Consider the following 18,881-nt stretch of genomic DNA (forward strand, 5'->3'; position numbering starts at 1 on the left):
CGAAGCGGCGCTGCTGATCGCGCGGGGGCGATGTGCGGCGGCCTCCCTCCGGGGCTCGCTGGTCGCCAGGAGGCGGATCCGGCGGGCCTCGGAGGAGGGGGCCTGGATCACGTGGTGCAGGCGGTGCCGTTCAGGCTGAAGGCGGAGGGCTTGGCGAAGGTTCCGCTGGAGGTGCCCTGCAACCCGAAGGTCGCCTGGCCGCCGGCAGCCAGCTCACCGTTGTGGCTCACATTGCTCGCCGTGACAGCTCCCGACGACCCGGAGAGGTTCGCGTTCCAGGCGTTGGTGATCTGCTGCCCGGATGGGAGGGTGAACGCGAGCTTCCAGCCGCTGACCGGTGAGGTACCGGTATTGGTGATGGTGACGTCGGCGGTGAACCCGCCCTGCCAGGCGTTCGCCCCGTACGCCACCTTGCAGGCCGTGGCGCCCCCTGGGGTGCCCGGGTCGCTGGAGGAGCCCTTGTTGACGGTGGAGGAGAACGAGGTCACGGCGAGCCCGGCGCCGTTCTGCCAGGGTTCGAAGCCGGCTTGAACACTGGTCAGGTACCAGCTGTTCTGCGCGAGTCCGCGGGAGACGGCCTGCCGGGCGAAGTCCATGACGTCGAAGTTCCAGCTGCTGATGGCCGACGGCGCGACGAAGGACAGGACGTCGTTCGTGCCGTTGCTGCCGGACCACACCTGCCAGGTGCGCCCGCCCACGGTGGCGTTGCCGACCGGGGAGCCGATGGGCTGGACGGATCCGACCCTGTTGAACCAGATCATGATCTCGGTCCGGTTCACGCCGTCGGTGCGGGGCGTGGGGTCGAGCCAGATGTCGTACGCGGCGTCGTACACCGCGCCGTTGACGTACGTGAAGGAGATGCTCGAGGGCGCGGTCGAGATGGCGCTGAGCTGGGCGGGAAGCTGGGTGCCGGGAGAGCAGTTGGTGTAGTGGCAGCCGTTGAAGATGGACGGGTAGGACTTCGGGGCGCCGTTCGTCGGGACGGATCCGTCGGCCTGGGTGATCCTGAACCCCGAGTCGGTCGCCGTGATGCACTGGGTCGCGCTGGTGCCCCAGCGGTTGTTCTGGACCACGTACCGACCCTGGACGGTCGTCGAACCGAAAGCCTCGCAGACCGTCGTGTCGGCCTGCGCGAGGGGGGCGGTGGTCAGCAGCGCGGCGAGCGAGGCGAGCGAGGTGAGCAGCGCGCCGAGCAGGCCACGCGCACGGCGGGCATGGTGCGGTGAAGGACGCATGCGGATCCTCTTCAGGCGTGGGGGAGGGGGTGACGGGGAGACGTTCCCGTGCCCTAATGAATGGGAGCGCTCCCAATCCCGGTTTCGGCAGGACTGTAGGGAATGGTCCGGGACATGACAAGACTGGGCGCAGGAACACGGTGAACCGATTTGGAAGACGCAGGTCAGCCGCGGGTCAGTCGCAGGTCGGACGCAGGTCGGACAGGAACACGAGACACGGCATACGGCTCCGGGGCTCTCCCCGGTGATCGTGCGGGGCCACGTCAGGTCGACTCGCGGATCACCAACTCCGTACGGAGAATGACGTGGCGCCAGGCCACGGCGCCCTCCTCCATCTCCTCCAGGAGCAGTCGGATCATGGCCTGCCCGACTTCCTCGATCGGCTGACGCACGGTGGTCAGTCGTGGTTCGGTCCGCTGGGCCAGCGGAAAGTCGTCGAAGCCGATGACGGCGACATCCTCGGGCACCCGGCGGCCGGCCGTGCGCAGGGCCTCCAGGGCCCCCGCGGCCGTGGTGTCCGACGCGGCGAGGACGCCGTCGATGTCCGGATGTCGTTCGAGGAGTTCGGCCATGGCACGTCGCCCGCTCTCCGCCGTGAAGTCGCTCTCGGCGACGCGGGTCCGCTCGGCCTTCAGGCCCGCCAGCGCCAGCGCCTCTTCGTAACCGCGCAGCCGGCACTGGGCCGCGTGCAGGTCGAGCGGCCCGGTGATGGTGGCTATGACCCTGCGGCCCCGCCGCACAAGGTGGGAGACGGCGCTGCGCGCCCCGCCGACGTTGTCCATGTCGACGTAACTGACGTACTCGTCGCCGGAGCGGCGCCCCAGCAGCACGGTCGGCAACCGTGCCTCGGCGAGCATGTCCGGCAGCGGATCGCCGGCGTGCACGGACATCAGCAGTACGCCGTCGACCCGACCGCCGCGCGCGTACTCGAGAAAGCGCTGCCGTTCGGCGTCCGAGCGCACCAGGGTCAGCAACAGCTGCATTCCGGTGTCGGTCAGGGCGTCCCCGAGCGAGGTGACGATCTCGGAGAAGAAGGGTTCGGCGAACTGCCGCCAGTCCGGCTCCGTCATCACCAGGGCGACGGCGTCGGCCCGCCGTCCGGCCAGGGAGCGAGCCGCGAGGTTGGGCACGTAACCGAGTTCGTCGATGGCTTGCTGCACGGCGCGACGCGTGGACTCCTTCACGCCCGCCGCGTTGTTGATGACGCGGGAGACCGTGCCTCGTCCCACCCGCGCGTGGGCGGCCACCTCCTCCAGCGTCGGTGCCCCCGGGCGTCGTCTGCCCATGCGACCTCCCCCAAGAGATCACCGATCTTACCGGCGGGAGGGGATCGCGCACACGACTTCACCAGGGGGAGCGGCCAGGGGTGGTCACCATGGCGCCCGTGTTTGGGAGCGCTCCCGAACGGGGTGAGGGCACGCGGATCGTCAACGGAATCGCCTCGGCCAAGTCACCGTCCTGTCCGTGGCGGGCGCCGAGTCCAACGTCGCCATCGGTCTCGCCCGGCTCGGACACCGGGTGCGCTGGGCCGGCCGGGTCGGCGCGGACGAACTCGGCGCCCTGGTGCTGCGCACACTGCGCGCCGAGGGCGTCGACACGCGATACGCCGTCACCGACGACACTGGCCGGCCCTGTGCTTCTGGGTCGGACCGTCCGCCCGGGTCTTGCCGTTGGCCCCACCGAGGGGACCGGCCGCCTGACAGTCGACCTCGATCCAGACGACCGGACTGTGCACCCGCATGTAGACAGGGATCGTCGTCACCGGTGCCGCCCATCCACGCGGCGTAGGTGTCGTCCAGGTGCTTGCGGATCTCCGCCATGCGCACCTTCGCCGCACCGGCCTTGGCGCGGTTGACGAACGCCTCCGCGACTGCCAGCAGTTTCTGGGGTTCGGAGCCAACCTCGATCGTCGCACCTCTCGCTTTTTCGACGCCGAGTGATTTCTCGGCGACTGCGCGGGCGACGATGCCGCAGGAATATGAGAGGCCCTTCAATGGTCGACGCGGCCAGAAGGCGACGCGTGAAAATGAGACACCGGAAACAGGTGCGCCGGGCATCCTCTGAACTTCCTATGCTCTCCGCGACGGCATGGACGATTGACGGATACATCGGCTCTGTCCGACGAAGCGTCAGCATGACGTCCGGACCTGCCACTCCGAGGCGGAGATGGCCTGCGTCAGGCCGGGTGCTCCACTCCTGGACGCCATCCGACCGACAAGCCCCAGTGGATTCCGGCGCCGACCGTAACCGTGACGTGGACGTCTTGACTGGTGCCGTCCAGCACCATTTCGTTATACGTCGTTGTAGAGGTCGTCGCGCACAGGACGGTGTAGGTGACCAGTTTCCCGATGCTTATCTTCGCCTTTCCCGCACCGGCGCATTCGGTGGCCACGGCAATAGTCCCCCTCTTGATGCTGGGGATGACTGTCACCTCCTGCGACCCTGTCCTATTGGCCAGGCGGACGAAGACCTTGGTGGAACCGGAGACGTCCGGTGGAGTTCTCGTCACATTGAGGGCCGAAGAGGGGTGGGCAGGGGAACGGGGCACGGAAGCCTGTGGGACTGGAGTCCTTCCCGGCGGGTCCTGGCCGTCGCGCAGCGTACAGCCCGCGATGAGCGGCAGGCTCCCTGCCAAGACGAGCACTCCTGCCGCCCAGTGAATCCTCGTCAGCTTTGCCATGTGCACCAGTCGGTTGAGTAGGGAGAATTGAGAAGACCCTACTGATCTTGAAGCAATTGATCTAGGGCGTGCATCCAAAAGATGCACAAAGGGGCCTTCGTAGATGTTTTCGTCGGCTGAAACGGCCGAAACGGCTGATCCCGAACAGCCGGTCAGGACCAGGGACCTCGCCATGGTGGGAGACGAAGCGGCCGGTGCCCGCGCCGGGGCCCTCGGTGGCGAGGTGGACGATCGCGTCCGTGCCCTCGGTGACGGTTTTGGGGCCGCTGTGACCGTTGAGGTCGGTTCCGGCCTGTGCGTCGATCGGCCTGCCGCCCGTGCGATCCGCGAGTTTTGATGTGCAGGTCGCTGGCCCCGATTTTGTGAACAGGAGTGTCCATAGCAGTGGCCGTGGCATCGTGGCCGAGTATGCATGGAGATGACGAAGAAGAGGAGTGGCTGGCGACCCAGCGTCCGTCGCGAGTGCGCGAGGTCCAGGCCGGGCGCCTGGCCTGGACCGAGGTCGATCTGATCGACATCGAGGGCGGGTTCGCGCATCCGTTGCGTGACGGGCTGGAAGTCTTCGGTGTCCAGGTGAACTACCTGCGGGTCGGTCAGCCTCGTCACCTCGTCGCCGCGTTGGACGGAAGCAGACCGATCGCGCCTTATGTGATCTTGTCCTGTCACGGCGACGAGGGATGCATCCTGATGGAAGAGGTCGCCGCGGAGCTGGCCAGGTTCCAGCCGTTCAACGGCGCCATCGGCCCGGACCGAGTACGCGAACACTTCCGGCTGCCGGGCAGCGTCACTCTCGTCACCGGGTGCGACACGGGGGATCCTGCGCTGGCCGACGCCTTCCTCGACGCCGGCGCCGGCATCTACATCGCTCCCCGGGGCGCCCCCTTCGGCTATGCGAGTGTGTTCGCCCCGCTGTTCTTCTTCTACGAACTCACCGAACAGCGCACCCCCATGGAAGCCGTCGAGCGCCTGCGCGCACACGACAACGAACTGGCCATGTGGCAGCTGTATCAACGCTGACCGGAAAGCCTGCGGTCCTTCGGTCGGATCGCTTTGCTGCCGGACAGAAGCTGGGGCCTGGTTCCGACGACGCCCGTCGCGAAAGGGCCTTGCAGCGCCACGGGGGAACGGCGCTGCAAGGCCCTACAGCTCCGCTTGCCCACCATCGCCGAGCCCATGCACCCCTGCCAGGACAGATTCTTCGCATGCCTTCCCACTCAGCCAGCTTCATTGACCGTTGATGTGGGATGTCAATCGAGCAAGGCAGCCACGTGAGCAGCACCAGGGCGCGGCGGGTAGCGCGCCCCAGGAGGTGGGCCGCCTCAAGAGCCGACGTGCACCTCGCCTGCCGACGCGGCGACGTGCCGGTCGACGAAGCCGGACCCCGCGCGGGGGCAGGGCATCGGGATAGGGCAGCATCTGCTCAGCGACCGTGGCACTCAGCCACCGTGCCACCGTCTGCCTGTGAGGTACCGTCATGCGTTCTGCCCGCCGTACCGTACCGCCCCTCCTGCTCACCTGCCTGCTGCTGGCGGGCTGTTCATCCGTCTCGCTCGATACGTCGACGCCGTCCGGGACGCAGAGTCCGCCGGGAGCGTCGGCCGGCTCGGGGCGGGGGATCGCGGTGGGGGCCGGACCGCAGAAGCACTACACGGTGCAGAAGCAGCCGGCCGCTCGCTCCTGCCACTACCGGTACCTCAAGGGGGAGCCGCTGGAGGATCCGGCGTGCACGCCGGGCGCGATATCCCCGGCGGTCACCCAGACGAACCTGGCCTCGACGATCTGCCGCAAGGGCGGCTACACCTCCGGGATACGCCCCTCCACGTATGTGACGGGCAAGGAGAAGAAGCTCAACGCCGCCTCCTATGGCTTCACCGGACGCATGGGCGATGCCGAGTACGACCACCTGATCAGCCTGCAGTTGGGCGGGGACCCCAACGACTACCGCAACCTGTGGGTGGAGCCGGCCGACCCCGGCCACAGGAAGGGCTCCGGGGTCAACAACGAGAAGGATCCGGTGGAGACGAAGCTGCACACCGCGGTCTGCAAGGGCACAGTCACCCTCGCCGCAGCACAGCAGGCGATCGCCACCGACTGGACCACGGCCTTGAGCACGCTGCACCTCAGCTGAAAGCGGCGGCGGAGAGGCTCGCCCAGGCACGTGCCCGACCGTTCTCCTACGGAGCCGCGCAGACTGACGGCGCACGAAAGCCCCGGCTGGACGGGGGAGACCAGCCGGGGCCGCGTGTGGTGGCGTGCGGAGGGCGGTCGCCTCTCGGCGAAAGGCTCCATGGGGCTTCAGCCGAACGATCGTCCCCATGGGCTATAGGTGAGGCCCGGGGACACTGTCCCCTCCGCCAGCCACATACAGATGAACGGCCAACCAGCTCCGGTTGTTCCCCGCCCACATCCCGCAACCGCTGTGAGCTGCGGCACGCCCAGCGTGAAGCGCGCCTGCAGGCGCAGGCAGGTCAACTTGTTGCCTGCGGTTCTGCGCGTCCCAGCATGAGCATCGAGGACCGCGGTGGTCGCCGGGCCGGGGATGCTGCTTGAAGGCGACACGGCAGGGCACGCTGACACACCTCGACGAAGACTCCTCGCTCGTCGGCATCTCGGTCCGCACCGAGGTCGCCTCCCGCGGCAAGCGCGTCGCGCTGCTCACGTACGGCGCCCGAACCGTCGTACTGCCCGGCCCGCAGCGGAGGTTCGCCGAGAACAAGTGGCCCTTCGTGGACGACTTCCGGTGGATGCTGCCGGACCTCGCGCCGCTCAAGACGGTCAACGGGACCACCACGTCCGACCTCGGCGGCGCGTCCCTGCTCGACGGCTCGGGGACGTACGCGAAGACACTGCACACCGTGCGCCGTATCTGCACCGGATCTGCTGGGCCGACGGGAGATCACCCTGGCTGGGCAGGACCCGGGCACGAACCAGAGTGATCTGTGACGCCGCTGTGACCGGAGGTGTGGGCTCCGCCACAGCCCACCGGGTGGTCCCCTGATGGGGTGGGCGGATGCCGACCGTCTCCCGCCCCGTCCCCGCCGTCCTCGCCGCCGCCCTGCTGCTTGCCGCCTGCGGTTCCGAGAGAGCCTCGTCGGGCGGGGATGCCGACGGGAGCCCGGTCCGCGCCGGGGCGTTGTGCACGTCGGGGTACCCCCGGTACGGCAGCCCTCCGTCCTTGGAACCGTCCGGACCGTCCGCTCGCCCGCCCTCCGGCACGCCGACCGCGCTGTCCCTGCCCTCCGTCACGGACACGGGTGAGAACGGCGTCAAGATCACCGCGTTGTACGGCTGGGGCCCGCAGAGCGGCTGCGCGGGAGTCGCCTACAGCGCGGACTTCGAACTCACCAACCAGCAGACGGAAGCCGCCACGTACACGCTGACCTTCGGGTTCCTCTCAGCCTCCGGAGGCCCGGCCGAGAACGCGGAACGGACTGTCGAGGCGGTCGGGGCGGGGCGGACCGTCAAAGGCTCTGTCGTCATGGGGGAGCAGATCGGGAACGTCCCCAAGGTGACGGGCGTAGAAGTGATCAAGGTGCGCAGCGTCCCGGTGGCCGAGGCGTCGTCCGCCTCGGGTGCGTGTCCGAAGTCGGGCACGCGCCTCTACGCCGACCAGGGGGACGCGGCCCTGGGGCTGCGCGTCGTCGGCCTGCACCTGGTGAACTGCGGCACCGGGCCCATCCAGCTCAACGGCTACCCGAAGCTCACCATCCAGGACGAGGACCACCACACCGTGGACGGTGTACGGATTCTCCAGGGGACCGATCAGATCAGTACCGGCATCGGCGGGGACGGCAGCCCGCAACCGGTCGCCTTGCGCCCGGGTGAGGCTGCGGTGGCCGGGCTGGCCTGGCGCAACACCACCCAGGCCGGCGAACCGGTGAACGCGCCCTACGTCCGCGTATGGGCCACGCCCGCAGCCGATCCCGTGATGGTGGTGCCGGAACTCGACCTCGGGACGACCGGAAAGCTCGGCGTCGGTCCGTGGCGGAAGGACGAGACCTACCGGGAGCCCGCCTCGGCCCCCGCCGCCCCCATGCGTCCGTCACCGCGCTTCTCGCCGTGATTGTCAGTGCCGGGTGGAAAACTGCCCGGCATGATCGAAGCGAACCCGAAAGCGGACCTTCTGCGGTACCTGCAAGAAGGGCGTGACGCCCTGGTGTGGAAGCTCGACGGCCTCTCGGAGTACGCCGTCCGCCGTCCGCTGACCCCCACGGGCACGAACCTGTTGGGGCTGGTCAAGCATGTCGCCAGCATTGAGCTGGGGTACTTCGGCGACACGTTTGGGCGGCCGTTCTTCGATGCGGACCCTCCATCCTGGTGGTACACCGAGGAGCCAGAGCCCAACTCGGACATGTGGGCCACCGCTGACGAATCACGGGAACACGTCGTCGGGCTGTACCGCCAGGCGTGGGAGCACTCCGACAGCACCATCGCTACGCTGCCGCTTGACGCGATCGGATATGTCCCGTGGTGGCCGGAGGAGCGCCGAGAGGTGACGCTGAACCACATCCTGGTGCGCGTGATCTCCGATACCCAGCGGCACGCGGGCCACGCCGACATCGTGCGAGAGCTCATCGACGGGTCCGTCGGATGTCTGCAAGGCAAGGACGACATGGCACCAGGGGATCAGGCGTGGTGGGAGGACCACCGGAGCCGACTGGAGCGCGTGGCGCGGGAAGTCGACGGCTGATCCCCCCGTTGCCGAGCCCGTTCTTCTCCGGGCGGGTCCCGGGTGCGCTGTTGGACGAAGCCGAAGGTGCCGGAGTCCTGGGAAGGCCGCCGCGGGGCAGCCCGGCCTGCCGTGGACCCCGGCCGTTGCGTTCAGCGGACCCTGATGAAGACCACGTCGTAACTGCTGTTCGTGGCACGGGACTTGACGTAGACGCCGTCGCTGCCGCCGTCGGGGTTGCTCGTGTTGCCCTCGACGGTGGTGAAGGACGACCCTCCGGACACCGTCCGCACGATGCCGATGTGCTCGTTGCCGCCGGTGAAGTCGCTTCCGCCGTCCCAGTCGAAGGCCACGATGTCACCCGGCTGCGGACTGGTCGTCACCGACAGGTGGTAGTTCCCGGCCCGCGCCTGCTTGACCCAGCCCGAGACGTAGGAGTTGCGGTAGGAGCTGGCCCCGGTCTGCTGGGCCACCCAGCTCACGAAGGTCGCGCACCAGGCGTAGTTGCCGGTGGACAGCGAAAGACCGACGGACGAGCCGTAGCTGTTCGCGCGGGCACTGCCCTCGACCGTGCCGACCTCGGCCGCCGCCACGTCGAGGATCTTGGCGTAACCGCCGCCGGGCGGGGGCGACGACGGCGGGGTGACGGCGCCGTACAGCGCGGCCTTGGTGTTCGGTCCCACCTGGCCGTCGACCGAGAGGCCCTTCTCGGACTGGAAGTCCCTGACGGCGCTGCCGGTGAGCGGACCGAAGTCGCCGTCGACGGCGAGATCGGCGCCGTGGTGGTTGAGCAGGCTCTGCAACTCGGTGACGCAGCCGCTGCGCTGGCCCTGAACGATCTCGTTCGGGCAGGAGGCGGAGGTCAGGTTGATCGGCGCGGGTGCGCCGTTGCCGCCGCCACCGCCGATGTTGGAGTACAGGGCGGCCTTGGTGTTCGGACCGACCTGGCCGTCGGCGGTCAGGCCGCTCGCGGACTGGAACGCCTTCACGGCAGCCAGGGTCTGCGGGCCGAAACTGCCGTCGACGCCGAGGCTTTGCCCCTTGCCGTTCAGCAGGGACTGCAGGGTGGCGACGCAGCCGCCGCTCTGCCCCTCCACGATGTTCGCCGGGCAGGACGCCGACCTCAGGTCCAGGCCCGTCGCCGGTGACTCGTCGGTGTCGTACAGCGCGCGTTTGGTGTTCGTGCCGACCTGGCCGTCGGCCGTGAGTCCGTGGGCGGACTGGAAGCTGCGGACGGCACTCGCGGTCCCGGCACCGAAGTCGCCGTCCACGTCGACCCCGTAGCCGTGGTGGACGAGCAGCCGCTGGAGTTCGGTGACGCATCCGCCCTTGGCGCCCTGCACGATGTTCGCGGGGCACGAGGAGGAGTTGAGGTTGACGGGGGCGGGCGCCGAACCTCCGGTCGCGTACAGCTTGCTCTTGGTCGCGGGCCCCACTCGCCCGTCCACAGCGATCGCCGTGGCGGCCTGGTACTCACGGACCGCGTAGAGCGTGGCCGACCCGAACTGCCCGTCCACCGCCAGACCGGCTCCGTGCGCGTTGAGCAGGTTCTGCAACTCCGTGACACAGCCGCTCGTCTGACCCTGCACGATCTCCTGGGGGCAGGACGCTGACGTCAGCTTGATCGGGGCCGGCGCGGCAGACGCGGGGCCGGCGCCGAGCACGAGGCTGGCCGAGACCATCGCCGCGGTGGCGGCGAAGGTCCCGACGCGGACCCGCCACGGCTTCCCGGGGCGGTGCGGGTCCCGGTGCGGCGGATCTCCGTCTTCGGTGCGAACGAGGAAAGCGAGTCTTCCCATGGCGGCGAGGTTCTCCTTCGGTTGTGGGGTCGGCTGTGGGAGGGGGACCGTCGGCCGCTGTTCCCCGGCCTGAGGGAATCGGTGCTGACGGGGAGCGGAAACACACATCCGCGGCCCGTCCTTGCCGGGCAAGGACGGGCCGCGGTCGGTCACTCGACGCTCAGCCCGGAACAAGTCGTACCGGTCAGGAGGGTCGTACCGGTCAGGCGGCGAAGCGCTTGAACGCCGCCCGGGTGCCCGAGCCGGCGATGCCGTCGATGGCGCCCGTGTAGCCGTAGGAGTCCTTCAGCAGACGCTGCAGCGCCTTGATGGTGTTGGGGCCCGGGTCGCCGTCGATGTCGCCCGTGTAGCCCCAGTACGTCGCGAGGCAGCGCTGGAAGGCCTTCCAGCTGTTGGTGCCCAGCTGACCGTCGATCGCGCCCGTGTAGCCCCAGTTGCCCGCGAGGAAGTTCTGGACGTTCTTGGCCTCGGACGTGGTGAGACCGAAGTTCTGCGTGGCGGCCACGGCGGCGGGCCGGGCGACCGCCGCCGTCTGCGCGGTGGTCGCGGTCGCCGCGAAGCTGGTGCCCGCGGTCGCCACACTGCCGGCGGCGAGGCCGACAACGGTGATGAGGCCGGCGATGGTCCTGCCCAGAGCGTTCGGTCGCATGCGTTCCTCTTTCGGTCATGGGGTTTCGGTCGTGGAGTCGGCACTTGTCCCGCCGGGCGGGGCAAGTGGCGAGACCAAAGGTGCAGGGCGCGGGGCAGGGCCGCCACGGCTGCGGCACAGATGGCGGTCTTCCGGGACGACCATCGCCCTGACCTGCGGCTACGGCATCGGGCGGGACGGTGATGTGGGACGCCTGTGACAGATGTGGCGTGCTCATGCAGAATGCGCAGCAGTGGAGGGGACCGATGTTCACGCGCTGACCACGCCGACGACCGCTTTGGGGGACACATGCCGCGCTCCAAGACGCTGCCCGCGGAACTCGACTCCAGCGCCCGGCAGTTGGTGGCACGCTTACGTCGGCTGAAGGATCACAGCGAGTTGACACTGCGGCAGCTCGCGACCAAGACCGGCTACAGCGCCAAGTCGTGGGAGCGGTATCTCGGCGGTACGTCGCTGCCGCCGCGGGAGGCGGTGGAGGCACTGGCCCGGATCACCGGCACCGACCCCGTCCCCCTGCTCGCGCTGCACGAGATCGCCCTCGACGCCCGGGACTGCCGCCGTGCAGAGCCCGCTGCGCAGCAGCAGGAGCAGCAGTGCGAGCGGGAAGTGGAGGAGGCGACCCATCCGGCCGACCCGCACCCCGAGCCGTTGGCCGCACCCGACGCCGGCACGCCACCGCGTACCACCGAACCGGCTTCCGGTCGCTTTCCGCACCTCGCCCTGACAGCAGGTGTCGCCGCCCTCGCCGTAGCCCTGTCGGCGGCGCTGCTGCTGATGCTGCGCCTTGGCGACGATGACACCCCGGCGGCCGTCATCGCACCGTCCCGCATCGCCGCCGCCTCCTCACCGCCCTCCTACACCTGCCGCATCACCCGGATCGACGGTCGCTGGTCGGCCGGCATCAACAAGGGCCGTAACACCGAGATCGTCTACGGCGCCACCGGCGCCGACGTCGCCGAGGCACAGTGCCTGTTGCGCCGGGCAGGCATCACACCAGGCGGGATCGACGGCATGTTCGGGCCGTTGACGCTGCGGGCGGTCAAGACGTTCCAGCAGCGCGCGGGCCTCGCCGTCGACGGGATGCTGGGCCCGCACTCCTGGAAGGCGCTGCGCGAATGACATCCCGCGCACCCACACCACCGGGGGCCCGACTGGCCGCTGTACTCCGGCAGGTGCGGCAGCGCACCGGCCTGAGCCTCGCACAGCTCGCGAACGCGACCACTTACAGCAAGTCGTCCTGGGAGCGCTACCTCAACGGCAAGAGCCTGCCACCGCGCAACGCGGTCAAGGAGTTGTGCCGTCTCGCCGACGAGCCCGCCGACCGTGCGTTGGCGCTTCTCGACATCGCCCGCACGGACCCGACGGAAGAGAGGGCGTCGGCACGGGGGACAGCGGCTCGGCAACGCAGGGCCGACGGGACGGACCCGTCGACCGCGGCCTCCGCCACTGCCCCACCAGACACCGCCGCACCAGACACCGCCGCACCCGACACCGTCCCGTGCGACACGGTCCCGGCTCGCACGCTCCCGGCCGCCACCGGCCCGAGCAACACGGCCCCGAGCGACGCCGATTACCCGCGTTCGAGTCCAACCAGGCGTCGGGACACGAACATTGTCACCGCCCTCGCGTCGATCTGTGCCGTGGTCCTCGGAACACTCGTGTTCATCCACCTTCCCCCGTCGCACCGCAGGGAGGCGTCACCGTCCCCCGTGCCCGTCGCGGCCACCGGGGCGCTGTGCCGGCACACAGCCTGTCAGGACAAGGACCCGATCGCGGCGAGATGCGGTGCCGAACCGCTGACCCTCGCCGAGTACGAGACCGCTACCGGCGCCTGGATCCAGATTCGCTACAGCGAGGAATGCGGCACGAGTTGGGCCCGGATGTGGGGCGCCGTCGTGGGCGACCGCGTCGAGATCAGGACAGGAGGCCGGCACGGCTCCCGCCACGATGCCCGGGTCGCCACCCCGAAGGAGGCGGACACCTACGTCCACACCCTCATGAGCGTGGTCGGCCCCGGAACATCCGTGCAGGCCTGCTTCAGCCCTGCGACCGACGGCGGGAACGAATGCTTCAAGGCCTACTACACGCCGAGTCCTTAGCCGGGAGGGCGATGGGGGGTGCGCATCGACATCGTCGACCGGGCCGCCGGTCCGGCGACTGCCGGTCGGGGCGTCAGACGTCAGATGACGTTGACGGCGTCGAGGAGACGGGCGGCGAGTTCGGTGTCGCCGGAGACGGTCACGTCGTGGTCGCGCCACGACGAGCGCTGGGTTCCCCAGTCGGGGAAGGTGAGTGCCGGTGCGGTGATGTGCGCGGCGACCGGGCCGTCGGACGGGGACAGCACGCCTGCCTCGTCGAGCCACCATGTTCCGCCACCGGGGCCGGTGAGCGTCAGGGCGACGCGGGCCTCGAGCCCGGCGACCGGCACCCGCCGGATCTGGTTGTTCAGTACGGCGAACATCCACGTCAGGACGGCTCGCATCCGGTCGGCGTCGGTGGCCGGGGTGGGCCGCCGGCCGAGCGCGGGGGCCATGTCGTGGCGCAGATGGGTGTGATGGTCGAACACGAGGGCGCCGCCGATCAGCAGGCCCACGGGGTAGCGCCCGAGTTCGACGAGAGGTATGCGCAGCCGACTGGCGGGAGTGCGTCGGACGACGCCGAGGAGCGTGGTGGCCCGGCGGGTGGCGCGGGTGTACTCGGCCATGACCTGCGCCCGGTTCCAGCCGCGGCGCCGCTCCACGGGGCCTTCGTTGAGTTGTTCGAGGCTGGTGGCGCGGAACGAGTCCGGTCCGGGGGGTGTGTAGCAGTTCCGTGCTGTCGCGCCGATGTGGGCGACGACGTCGGCGATGCGCCATCCCGACGCGGCGCTGGGTGCAGCCCATTCCTCGTCGCTGAGGGTGCCGGTGAAGTCGAGCATCTCGGTGCGTTCGGCGCGCAGGGCGGTGGTGAGGTTCCGCAGGTCCGCTGCGGGGAGGCGATCGGTCATGGCGTTCTTCTCTCTCGGAGGAACTCGTCTCGGAGCAGCTTCCTGTCGTCCGGCCACGGTCCCCGCGTCCGTGGCGGTCCGCCGATGCATGGAGCTACGCGTGCATGGCGCGGCGTGCCGTCCAGCCCATCGCGCGGACGACCGTGCGCCTCGGCAGGAACCTGCCGGCGAGGGCGAGGGGGCGGCCGTTGGTGATGACCGAGGGCGGTGCGGAGCGGCGGTCGAGGGTGTCGAGGGCCGTCTTCACGACGTGGTCCGCGGTGACCCGTTTCGATCCGTAGTCCGCCGACTGACTGCCGGCAGCGTCGTAGAACTCGGTCGCCACCGCACCGGGGCACACGGCCAGGACACGCAGGCCGGTGCCGCGGGTCTCCTCCCACAGCGACTCCGTGAAGCTGAGCACGAAGGCCTTGGTGGCGCCGTAGACGCTCAGGTACGGCGTGGGCTGGTAGCCCAGGAGGCTCGCGACGTTGATCAGGAAGCCGTTGCCGGCGGAGGTCAGCGGGTCGATGTAGGCGCGGCTGAGGTCGACGAGGGCGGCGACGTTCAGCGCGATCATGCTTTGCAGGCGCTCGGGATCCTCGTCCCGGAAGGCGTCGTGGGTGCCGAAGCCGGCGTTGTTGACGAGTCCGGTGGCGTGGATGCCACGGGATTCGAGTTCGGCGCGCAGTGTGCGGCCGGCGTCGGGCTGGCCGAGGTCGCGGGCGACGACGGTCACCGTGACGCCGTGGGTGCGGATGAGGTCGTCGGCCAGGCTCCGCAGCCGGTCCGCGCGTCGGGCGACGAGCACCAGATCCGCGCCCCGAGCGGCCAGTTGCTGTGCGAACTCCGCGCCGAGGCCGGAGCTGGCTCCGGTGACGATGACGGTCTGGTGGCGATAGTCGATCCTTGTCATGCCGTACACCCTATGCATTGTCTTGCACTCAGTGCAAATTCCTTTATCGAATGAATGCTTGTACCATCGATGCATGGCCCGGAAACAGACATCCATCCGTGAGCAGACCCGCTCCGTGGTCCGCTCCCTGCTCGCCCGGACCGCCGTCGAGCTGTTCGCCGCGCAGGGGTACGACAACACGACGCTGGAGGAGGTCGCCGCCGCGGCGGGCGTCTCCCGGCGGACCCTGTTCAACTACTTCCCGAGCAAGGAAGACCTCGCGCTCGGCGGCCTGTCCGAACAGGGCGAGCTGATCGCGGAGCGGTTCGCGCAGCGCCCGGCCGACGAGGACTGCTGGGTCTCGCTGCGCGCCGCGTTCCAGGTCGTCGAGGAGATCGAGACCACCGCCGAACACCGGCTCGAGCTGGTCACCCTCCTGTTCGACAACGAGTCGCTGCGCGCCGGCCACGCCGAGAAGCAGGCCCGCTGGCAGGACCTGCTCACCCCGCTGATCGAGCCGCGCCTGCCCGACTCCGATCACCGCACCCTCCGAGCGCGCGCGATCGCGGCAGCGGCGATCACCTGTCTGCAGGCAGCGAACGAGGAGTGGGCGCGCCTCGGCGGCCGGGCCGACCTGTTCGACCTCTACGACACAGCCGTGCAGGCCGTCCGCCGACCGTCCTGAGGCGTTCTGGGCGAGGCGGCCCTCGGACCGCCCCGTCGCTGTTCGGGTGGTTGCCATGCGTCTTACCGGCACAGAAGTGCGCGGATCCGCAGCCGTCAGGATGTGGATGACGGGTCGGAACGGATCACGCTGGTATCAGCTCCATTGCTGATTGGCGCCGCCGCCGGAGGTGTACTGCACGGCCTTCGACCGCGGGGACCGGTTGAATGCGGCCTGGATCCGCTGGATCTGGGGGATGTGATCTGCAGGTCGCCGTGCGTGAACGCAGGAGCCACGGCCGGAACGCCGCTTCGGCGACCCGGCGGTTGCGAGTGACCAGGTCGGCGGGCAGCACGCCGTGCGGCACGAGCCACTCGCGCTCGACGTCGAGTTCCGCCGACTGCGCGACGATGCTCCGGCCTGCCCGGCCGAGCCGGGGCGGCAGCGGCGCGTCGTGTGGCTTCCGGATAGCGGTGCTCGTCGCGGCCCACGCCGCCGGCGCCCCGGTCGACGGCCGCCGAGGCGCCCGAGTGTCGTCCCCGGGAGTGCGGCGATCGCGAGCACGGGCGGCTTGTGCCACAAGACCTCCGCGATCGGGACCGGCGCGAGGGACATCGTCTCGACCTCTACGTCGATGCACGCCCTGGTCGGCGTCCGCCTTCACGAACACGTCGCCGACACGCAGGGTCGCGCGCTCGGAATGGGCGACGACGACTGGACCTCATCCATGGGGGACCAGTATCCCGGGGCTGATCGCCGAGGTCGCCGAGGTCGCCGAGGTCGCCGAGGTCGCCGAGGTCGCCGAGGTCGTCGGGGTCGCCGGGTTTGTCGCGTGCGGTTGTGCGGCTGACCGTGTCCCGAGATCCGACCGAGGTGAAGGTCGGTTCGGTGCCAGCCGGGTACCCGTCCCGCCACGGAGGCGGGCAACGGGGCGCCCGGCTCGGCAGACCTGAGGAGGAGGTAGGTATGGGACTGCGTGATCACGTCGTGGTGGTGACCGGAGCATCCAGCGGCATCGGACGGGCCACGGCCGAGGCCTTCGCCCGCAAGGGCTGTGCCGTGGTGCTGGCCGCGCGCCGCGAGGAGGCACTGGAGGCGGCGGCCAAGGAGTGCGAGAAGCATCGCGGGGCACGGACGCTGGTCGTACCGACGGACACGACGGACGCCGGAGCGGTCGAGAACCTGGCGCGGCGGGCGGTGGCGGAGTTCGGCCGGATCGACGTCTGGGTGAACAACGCGGCCGTCAACGCCTTCGGCCGCTTCGAGGACGTGCCGCTGGAGGACTTCCGCAAGGTCCTGGACGTCAACGTGATGGGTTACGTGCACGGAGCCCGGGCCGCGCTGCCGGTGATGCGGGAGCAGGGGAGGGGCACACTGATCAACATCTCGTCCATCGTGGGTGCCGTGTCCCAGCCCTACAGCCACCCGTACAGCATGTCCAAGCACGCCGTCCGAGCGCTCGGATCGAGCCTGCGGCAGCAGCTGAGGGTCGAGGGCGTGAAGGGCGTACACGTGTGCACGGTGATGCCCGCGACCATCGACACCCCCCACTTCCAGCAGGCGGCGAACTACACCGGCCACCCGGTTGTCGCCATGCCGCCGGTCTACACCCCGGAACGCGTCGCCCGGGCGGTCGTCGATCTCGTCCGCCGCCCTCGCCGCGAGGTCGTGGTGGGTCCGGCGGGCCGCGCCATGGTGCGCCAGTCCCGGATCATGCCCGGGCTCGCGGAGCGGGCCATGGCACGGCAGACGGACAAGGGTCATCTCGATCACGACGTGGCGGCCCCGGCCACCCATGGAGCGCTGCACGTACCGGCTGCCGGGGAGGGCGCGGTCCACGGCGGCTGGCACGGAGGGCGACGCACCGCGATCCGCAGGACCGCCGTCGCCGCCGCACTGGCCGGAGCGGCCGTGACCGCCGGCCGCAGGATGACTCGCGGCGCGGCGGCCGCCTGAGGCACGGCCGTCGGACCGGGTCCGTGACCCGTTCGGCAGGTCTCCGGAGGCATGGCGCCTGCAGAGCAGTAGGCGTACGGCTCGCCCCCGGAGGCCGGGACCGTAGCGGAACATTTCTGAACGCTGTCCCACTCCACCGTGCCGGCCCGCGCTGCCTACGTGCCGCCTCTGGACATACTGCGTACCTGCTGCGCGCTCTCGCGAGCCACCCGCTCGGCCTGGGCGAGGGCGTCGGCAGCGGACCGGCTGTGTTCCTCGGCCTCGTGTTGTTCGTTCTCCGCTCGACGGCCTTCCTCGCGCGCCTGCCGCAGTTGCTCCTCGACGGCGGACATCTGCCGGCGGGCCTGCTCAGTGCGCTCGCGCGCCCGCTGCAGCTCGGCACCGGCGTCCGCCTGCCGTGCGCGTTCTTCGCGCAGGCGCTGCTCGGCTGCCTTGGCGGCCTCCCGCGCCCGGGCCAACTGCTCCTGACGGGCGCGGCGTCGCTCGGCGAGTTCGTCCTTGGTCGCTCCTGTCCGAGGCGGGGGCGCCGACCGGCTTCGGGTGCCCGGTCTCTTGGCCACGGGTGTGCTGCCAGGGGCCACGGGTGTGCTTCCCGGGCGGAACTCCGAGGGCGGGGTGAGGGCGGTGACCAGGCGGCCGCCCGCCCACTGGTCCGCCGCGTCCGGATCGGCGAGTACGGCGCGCAGGGTCGCTTCGAGATCCTGCTGGACCGGCTCCGAGAGCTGTTGCCCGGCGTCCCGCGCGAGTTGGGCGGCCTGCCGGGACAGCGCCGAGACGACACGGCGACGCTGCGCGGAGAGATCCTTGAGGCCGGCGGCGTCCAGGGACTGGTAGGCCTCGCGCAGCGCGCGCCCCAGTTCCAGGAACTGCCGGCTCTCTTCAGGCTGGGAACGCAGCAGGAGGTTCGCCGCCCAGGCCGCGAGGGTGGGGCGGCGGGCGGCGCGGATGCGGCGGGCGTCGTCGACCCGGCCGGCCGTCTTCGCGGCGAGGGCCAGCGTCTCCCGCCGGGTGACGAAGCCGGACGGCGGCGTGGTGTAGAGCTCGTCGAGGACGGCTTCCACGTCGGGCCCTTTGCCGCTCCGGCTGCCTGTGCGCGCGTTCAGCGTCTCCCCACCTCCGGCTCGCCCGCATGCCACTCGATGCGTCCCGATGCGGCGACGTCCAGCTCGTCCCGGCCGGCCAGGCCCGCGATCTGCCGGCACATGGTGAGGCCGAGGTCACGGACGCGGCAGGCCGCGCCGAGCATCCGATCCTCGATGCCCACCCTGCGGCCACCCGTCCCGGAAGGCGGGCAGGCGATCACACGGCGTTCCGACATGGCACCAGCCTCCCGCGCGCCTCACCGCCTCGCATCCCGGCCTGCCCCGGC

Annotated in this window: 19 protein-coding genes and 3 pseudogenes; 11 read left to right on the forward strand and 11 right to left on the reverse strand. The window is 70.1% G+C overall.

Features of this window, described 5'->3' with window-relative positions; all coding sequences use genetic code 11:
• Positions 1-107: 107 nt before the first annotated feature.
• Positions 108-1,235: a cellulose binding domain-containing protein gene (locus tag ACFVYN_RS01625; protein WP_389990879.1), complete on the reverse strand. Its 1,128-nt coding sequence runs from the start codon at positions 1,233-1,235 to the stop codon at positions 108-110.
• 263 nt (positions 1,236-1,498) lie between these two features.
• Entirely contained in the window at positions 1,499-2,521 is a 1,023-nt protein-coding gene (locus tag ACFVYN_RS01630; RefSeq protein ID WP_389990881.1) for a LacI family DNA-binding transcriptional regulator, read from the reverse strand.
• Between the two features lie 151 nt (positions 2,522-2,672).
• Here ACFVYN_RS01630 and ACFVYN_RS01635 point away from each other — a divergent pair.
• Positions 2,673-2,867: pseudogene (locus ACFVYN_RS01635) on the forward strand (PfkB family carbohydrate kinase); the annotation flags it as partial.
• A 186-nt stretch (positions 2,868-3,053) separates the two neighbouring features.
• Entirely contained in the window at positions 3,054-3,299 is a 246-nt protein-coding gene (locus ACFVYN_RS01640; RefSeq protein WP_389991022.1) for a hypothetical protein, read from the forward strand.
• A gap of 112 nt (positions 3,300-3,411) precedes the next feature.
• Here the strand turns inward: ACFVYN_RS01640 and ACFVYN_RS01645 are convergent, their stop codons facing one another.
• Positions 3,412-3,915, reverse strand: coding sequence for a hypothetical protein (locus tag ACFVYN_RS01645; RefSeq protein WP_389990883.1), 504 nt, complete (start codon positions 3,913-3,915; stop codon positions 3,412-3,414).
• A gap of 163 nt (positions 3,916-4,078) precedes the next feature.
• Positions 4,079-4,201, reverse strand: a pseudogene (locus ACFVYN_RS01650) (short-chain dehydrogenase); the annotation flags it as partial.
• A 98-nt stretch (positions 4,202-4,299) separates the two neighbouring features.
• On the opposite strand from ACFVYN_RS01650, the gene ACFVYN_RS01655 reads away from it, so the two are divergent.
• From ACFVYN_RS01655 to ACFVYN_RS01675, 5 genes are all read left to right on the forward strand, one after another.
• On the forward strand, positions 4,300-4,932 hold the full coding sequence (locus tag ACFVYN_RS01655; protein ID WP_389990885.1) for a hypothetical protein: 633 nt from the start codon (positions 4,300-4,302) through the stop codon (positions 4,930-4,932).
• 457 nt (positions 4,933-5,389) lie between these two features.
• Positions 5,390-6,043 (forward strand): hypothetical protein, encoded by a 654-nt coding sequence (locus tag ACFVYN_RS01660; RefSeq protein ID WP_389990887.1) that lies wholly within the window; start codon positions 5,390-5,392, stop codon positions 6,041-6,043.
• A gap of 418 nt (positions 6,044-6,461) precedes the next feature.
• Entirely contained in the window at positions 6,462-6,851 is a 390-nt protein-coding gene (locus ACFVYN_RS01665) for a hypothetical protein (protein WP_389990889.1), read from the forward strand.
• A gap of 74 nt (positions 6,852-6,925) precedes the next feature.
• Entirely contained in the window at positions 6,926-7,978 is a 1,053-nt protein-coding gene (locus ACFVYN_RS01670) for a DUF4232 domain-containing protein (RefSeq protein WP_389990891.1), read from the forward strand.
• Between the two features lie 30 nt (positions 7,979-8,008).
• Positions 8,009-8,605, forward strand: coding sequence for a DinB family protein (locus ACFVYN_RS01675; RefSeq protein ID WP_389990893.1), 597 nt, complete (start codon positions 8,009-8,011; stop codon positions 8,603-8,605).
• A 131-nt stretch (positions 8,606-8,736) separates the two neighbouring features.
• Here the strand turns inward: ACFVYN_RS01675 and ACFVYN_RS01680 are convergent, their stop codons facing one another.
• Positions 8,737-10,383 carry a peptidoglycan-binding protein gene (locus tag ACFVYN_RS01680; RefSeq protein WP_389990895.1) on the reverse strand — a complete coding sequence of 549 codons (1,647 nt, stop codon included), beginning with the start codon at positions 10,381-10,383 and terminating at the stop codon, positions 8,737-8,739.
• A 202-nt stretch (positions 10,384-10,585) separates the two neighbouring features.
• Positions 10,586-11,032 carry a peptidoglycan-binding protein gene (locus tag ACFVYN_RS01685; RefSeq protein WP_389990897.1) on the reverse strand — a complete coding sequence of 149 codons (447 nt, stop codon included), beginning with the start codon at positions 11,030-11,032 and terminating at the stop codon, positions 10,586-10,588.
• A 288-nt stretch (positions 11,033-11,320) separates the two neighbouring features.
• Here ACFVYN_RS01685 and ACFVYN_RS01690 point away from each other — a divergent pair, with 288 nt between their 5' ends.
• A complete protein-coding gene (locus tag ACFVYN_RS01690) occupies positions 11,321-12,151 on the forward strand; it encodes a peptidoglycan-binding protein (RefSeq protein ID WP_389990899.1) in 831 nt (276 codons plus the stop codon).
• Positions 12,148-13,131 (forward strand): helix-turn-helix domain-containing protein, encoded by a 984-nt coding sequence (locus ACFVYN_RS01695; RefSeq protein WP_389990901.1) that lies wholly within the window; start codon positions 12,148-12,150, stop codon positions 13,129-13,131. The genes ACFVYN_RS01690 and ACFVYN_RS01695 overlap by 4 nt, the downstream gene beginning before the upstream one ends.
• An 80-nt stretch (positions 13,132-13,211) precedes the next feature.
• Here the strand turns inward: ACFVYN_RS01695 and ACFVYN_RS01700 are convergent, their stop codons facing one another.
• On the reverse strand, positions 13,212-14,018 hold the full coding sequence (locus tag ACFVYN_RS01700) for a maleylpyruvate isomerase N-terminal domain-containing protein (RefSeq protein WP_389990903.1): 807 nt from the start codon (positions 14,016-14,018) through the stop codon (positions 13,212-13,214).
• 94 nt (positions 14,019-14,112) lie between these two features.
• The gene (locus ACFVYN_RS01705; protein WP_389990905.1) at positions 14,113-14,913 is read right to left on the reverse strand and encodes an SDR family NAD(P)-dependent oxidoreductase; all 801 of its coding nucleotides are present in this window, start codon (positions 14,911-14,913) and stop codon (positions 14,113-14,115) included.
• Between the two features lie 73 nt (positions 14,914-14,986).
• Between ACFVYN_RS01705 and ACFVYN_RS01710 the strand changes: the two genes are divergently transcribed.
• Complete coding sequence (locus ACFVYN_RS01710; protein WP_389990907.1) at positions 14,987-15,577, forward strand: TetR family transcriptional regulator; 591 nt, start codon at positions 14,987-14,989, stop codon at positions 15,575-15,577.
• 239 nt (positions 15,578-15,816) lie between these two features.
• Here the strand turns inward: ACFVYN_RS01710 and ACFVYN_RS01715 are convergent.
• Positions 15,817-16,285: pseudogene (locus ACFVYN_RS01715) on the reverse strand (aminoglycoside phosphotransferase family protein); the annotation flags it as partial.
• 237 nt (positions 16,286-16,522) lie between these two features.
• Here ACFVYN_RS01715 and ACFVYN_RS01720 point away from each other — a divergent pair.
• The gene (locus tag ACFVYN_RS01720) at positions 16,523-17,512 is read left to right on the forward strand and encodes an SDR family oxidoreductase (protein WP_389990909.1); all 990 of its coding nucleotides are present in this window, start codon (positions 16,523-16,525) and stop codon (positions 17,510-17,512) included.
• A 155-nt stretch (positions 17,513-17,667) separates the two neighbouring features.
• On the opposite strand, the gene ACFVYN_RS01725 is transcribed toward ACFVYN_RS01720, so the two are convergent.
• The gene (locus ACFVYN_RS01725; protein ID WP_389990911.1) at positions 17,668-18,573 is read right to left on the reverse strand and encodes a hypothetical protein; all 906 of its coding nucleotides are present in this window, start codon (positions 18,571-18,573) and stop codon (positions 17,668-17,670) included.
• Between the two features lie 38 nt (positions 18,574-18,611).
• A complete protein-coding gene (locus ACFVYN_RS01730) occupies positions 18,612-18,830 on the reverse strand; it encodes a hypothetical protein (protein WP_389990913.1) in 219 nt (72 codons plus the stop codon).
• Between the last annotated feature and the right edge of the window lie 51 nt (positions 18,831-18,881).

This window comes from Streptomyces sp. NPDC058307 (genome assembly GCF_042880295.1).
In the GTDB taxonomy this organism is placed as follows: Bacteria; Actinomycetota; Actinomycetes; order Streptomycetales; family Streptomycetaceae; genus Streptomyces.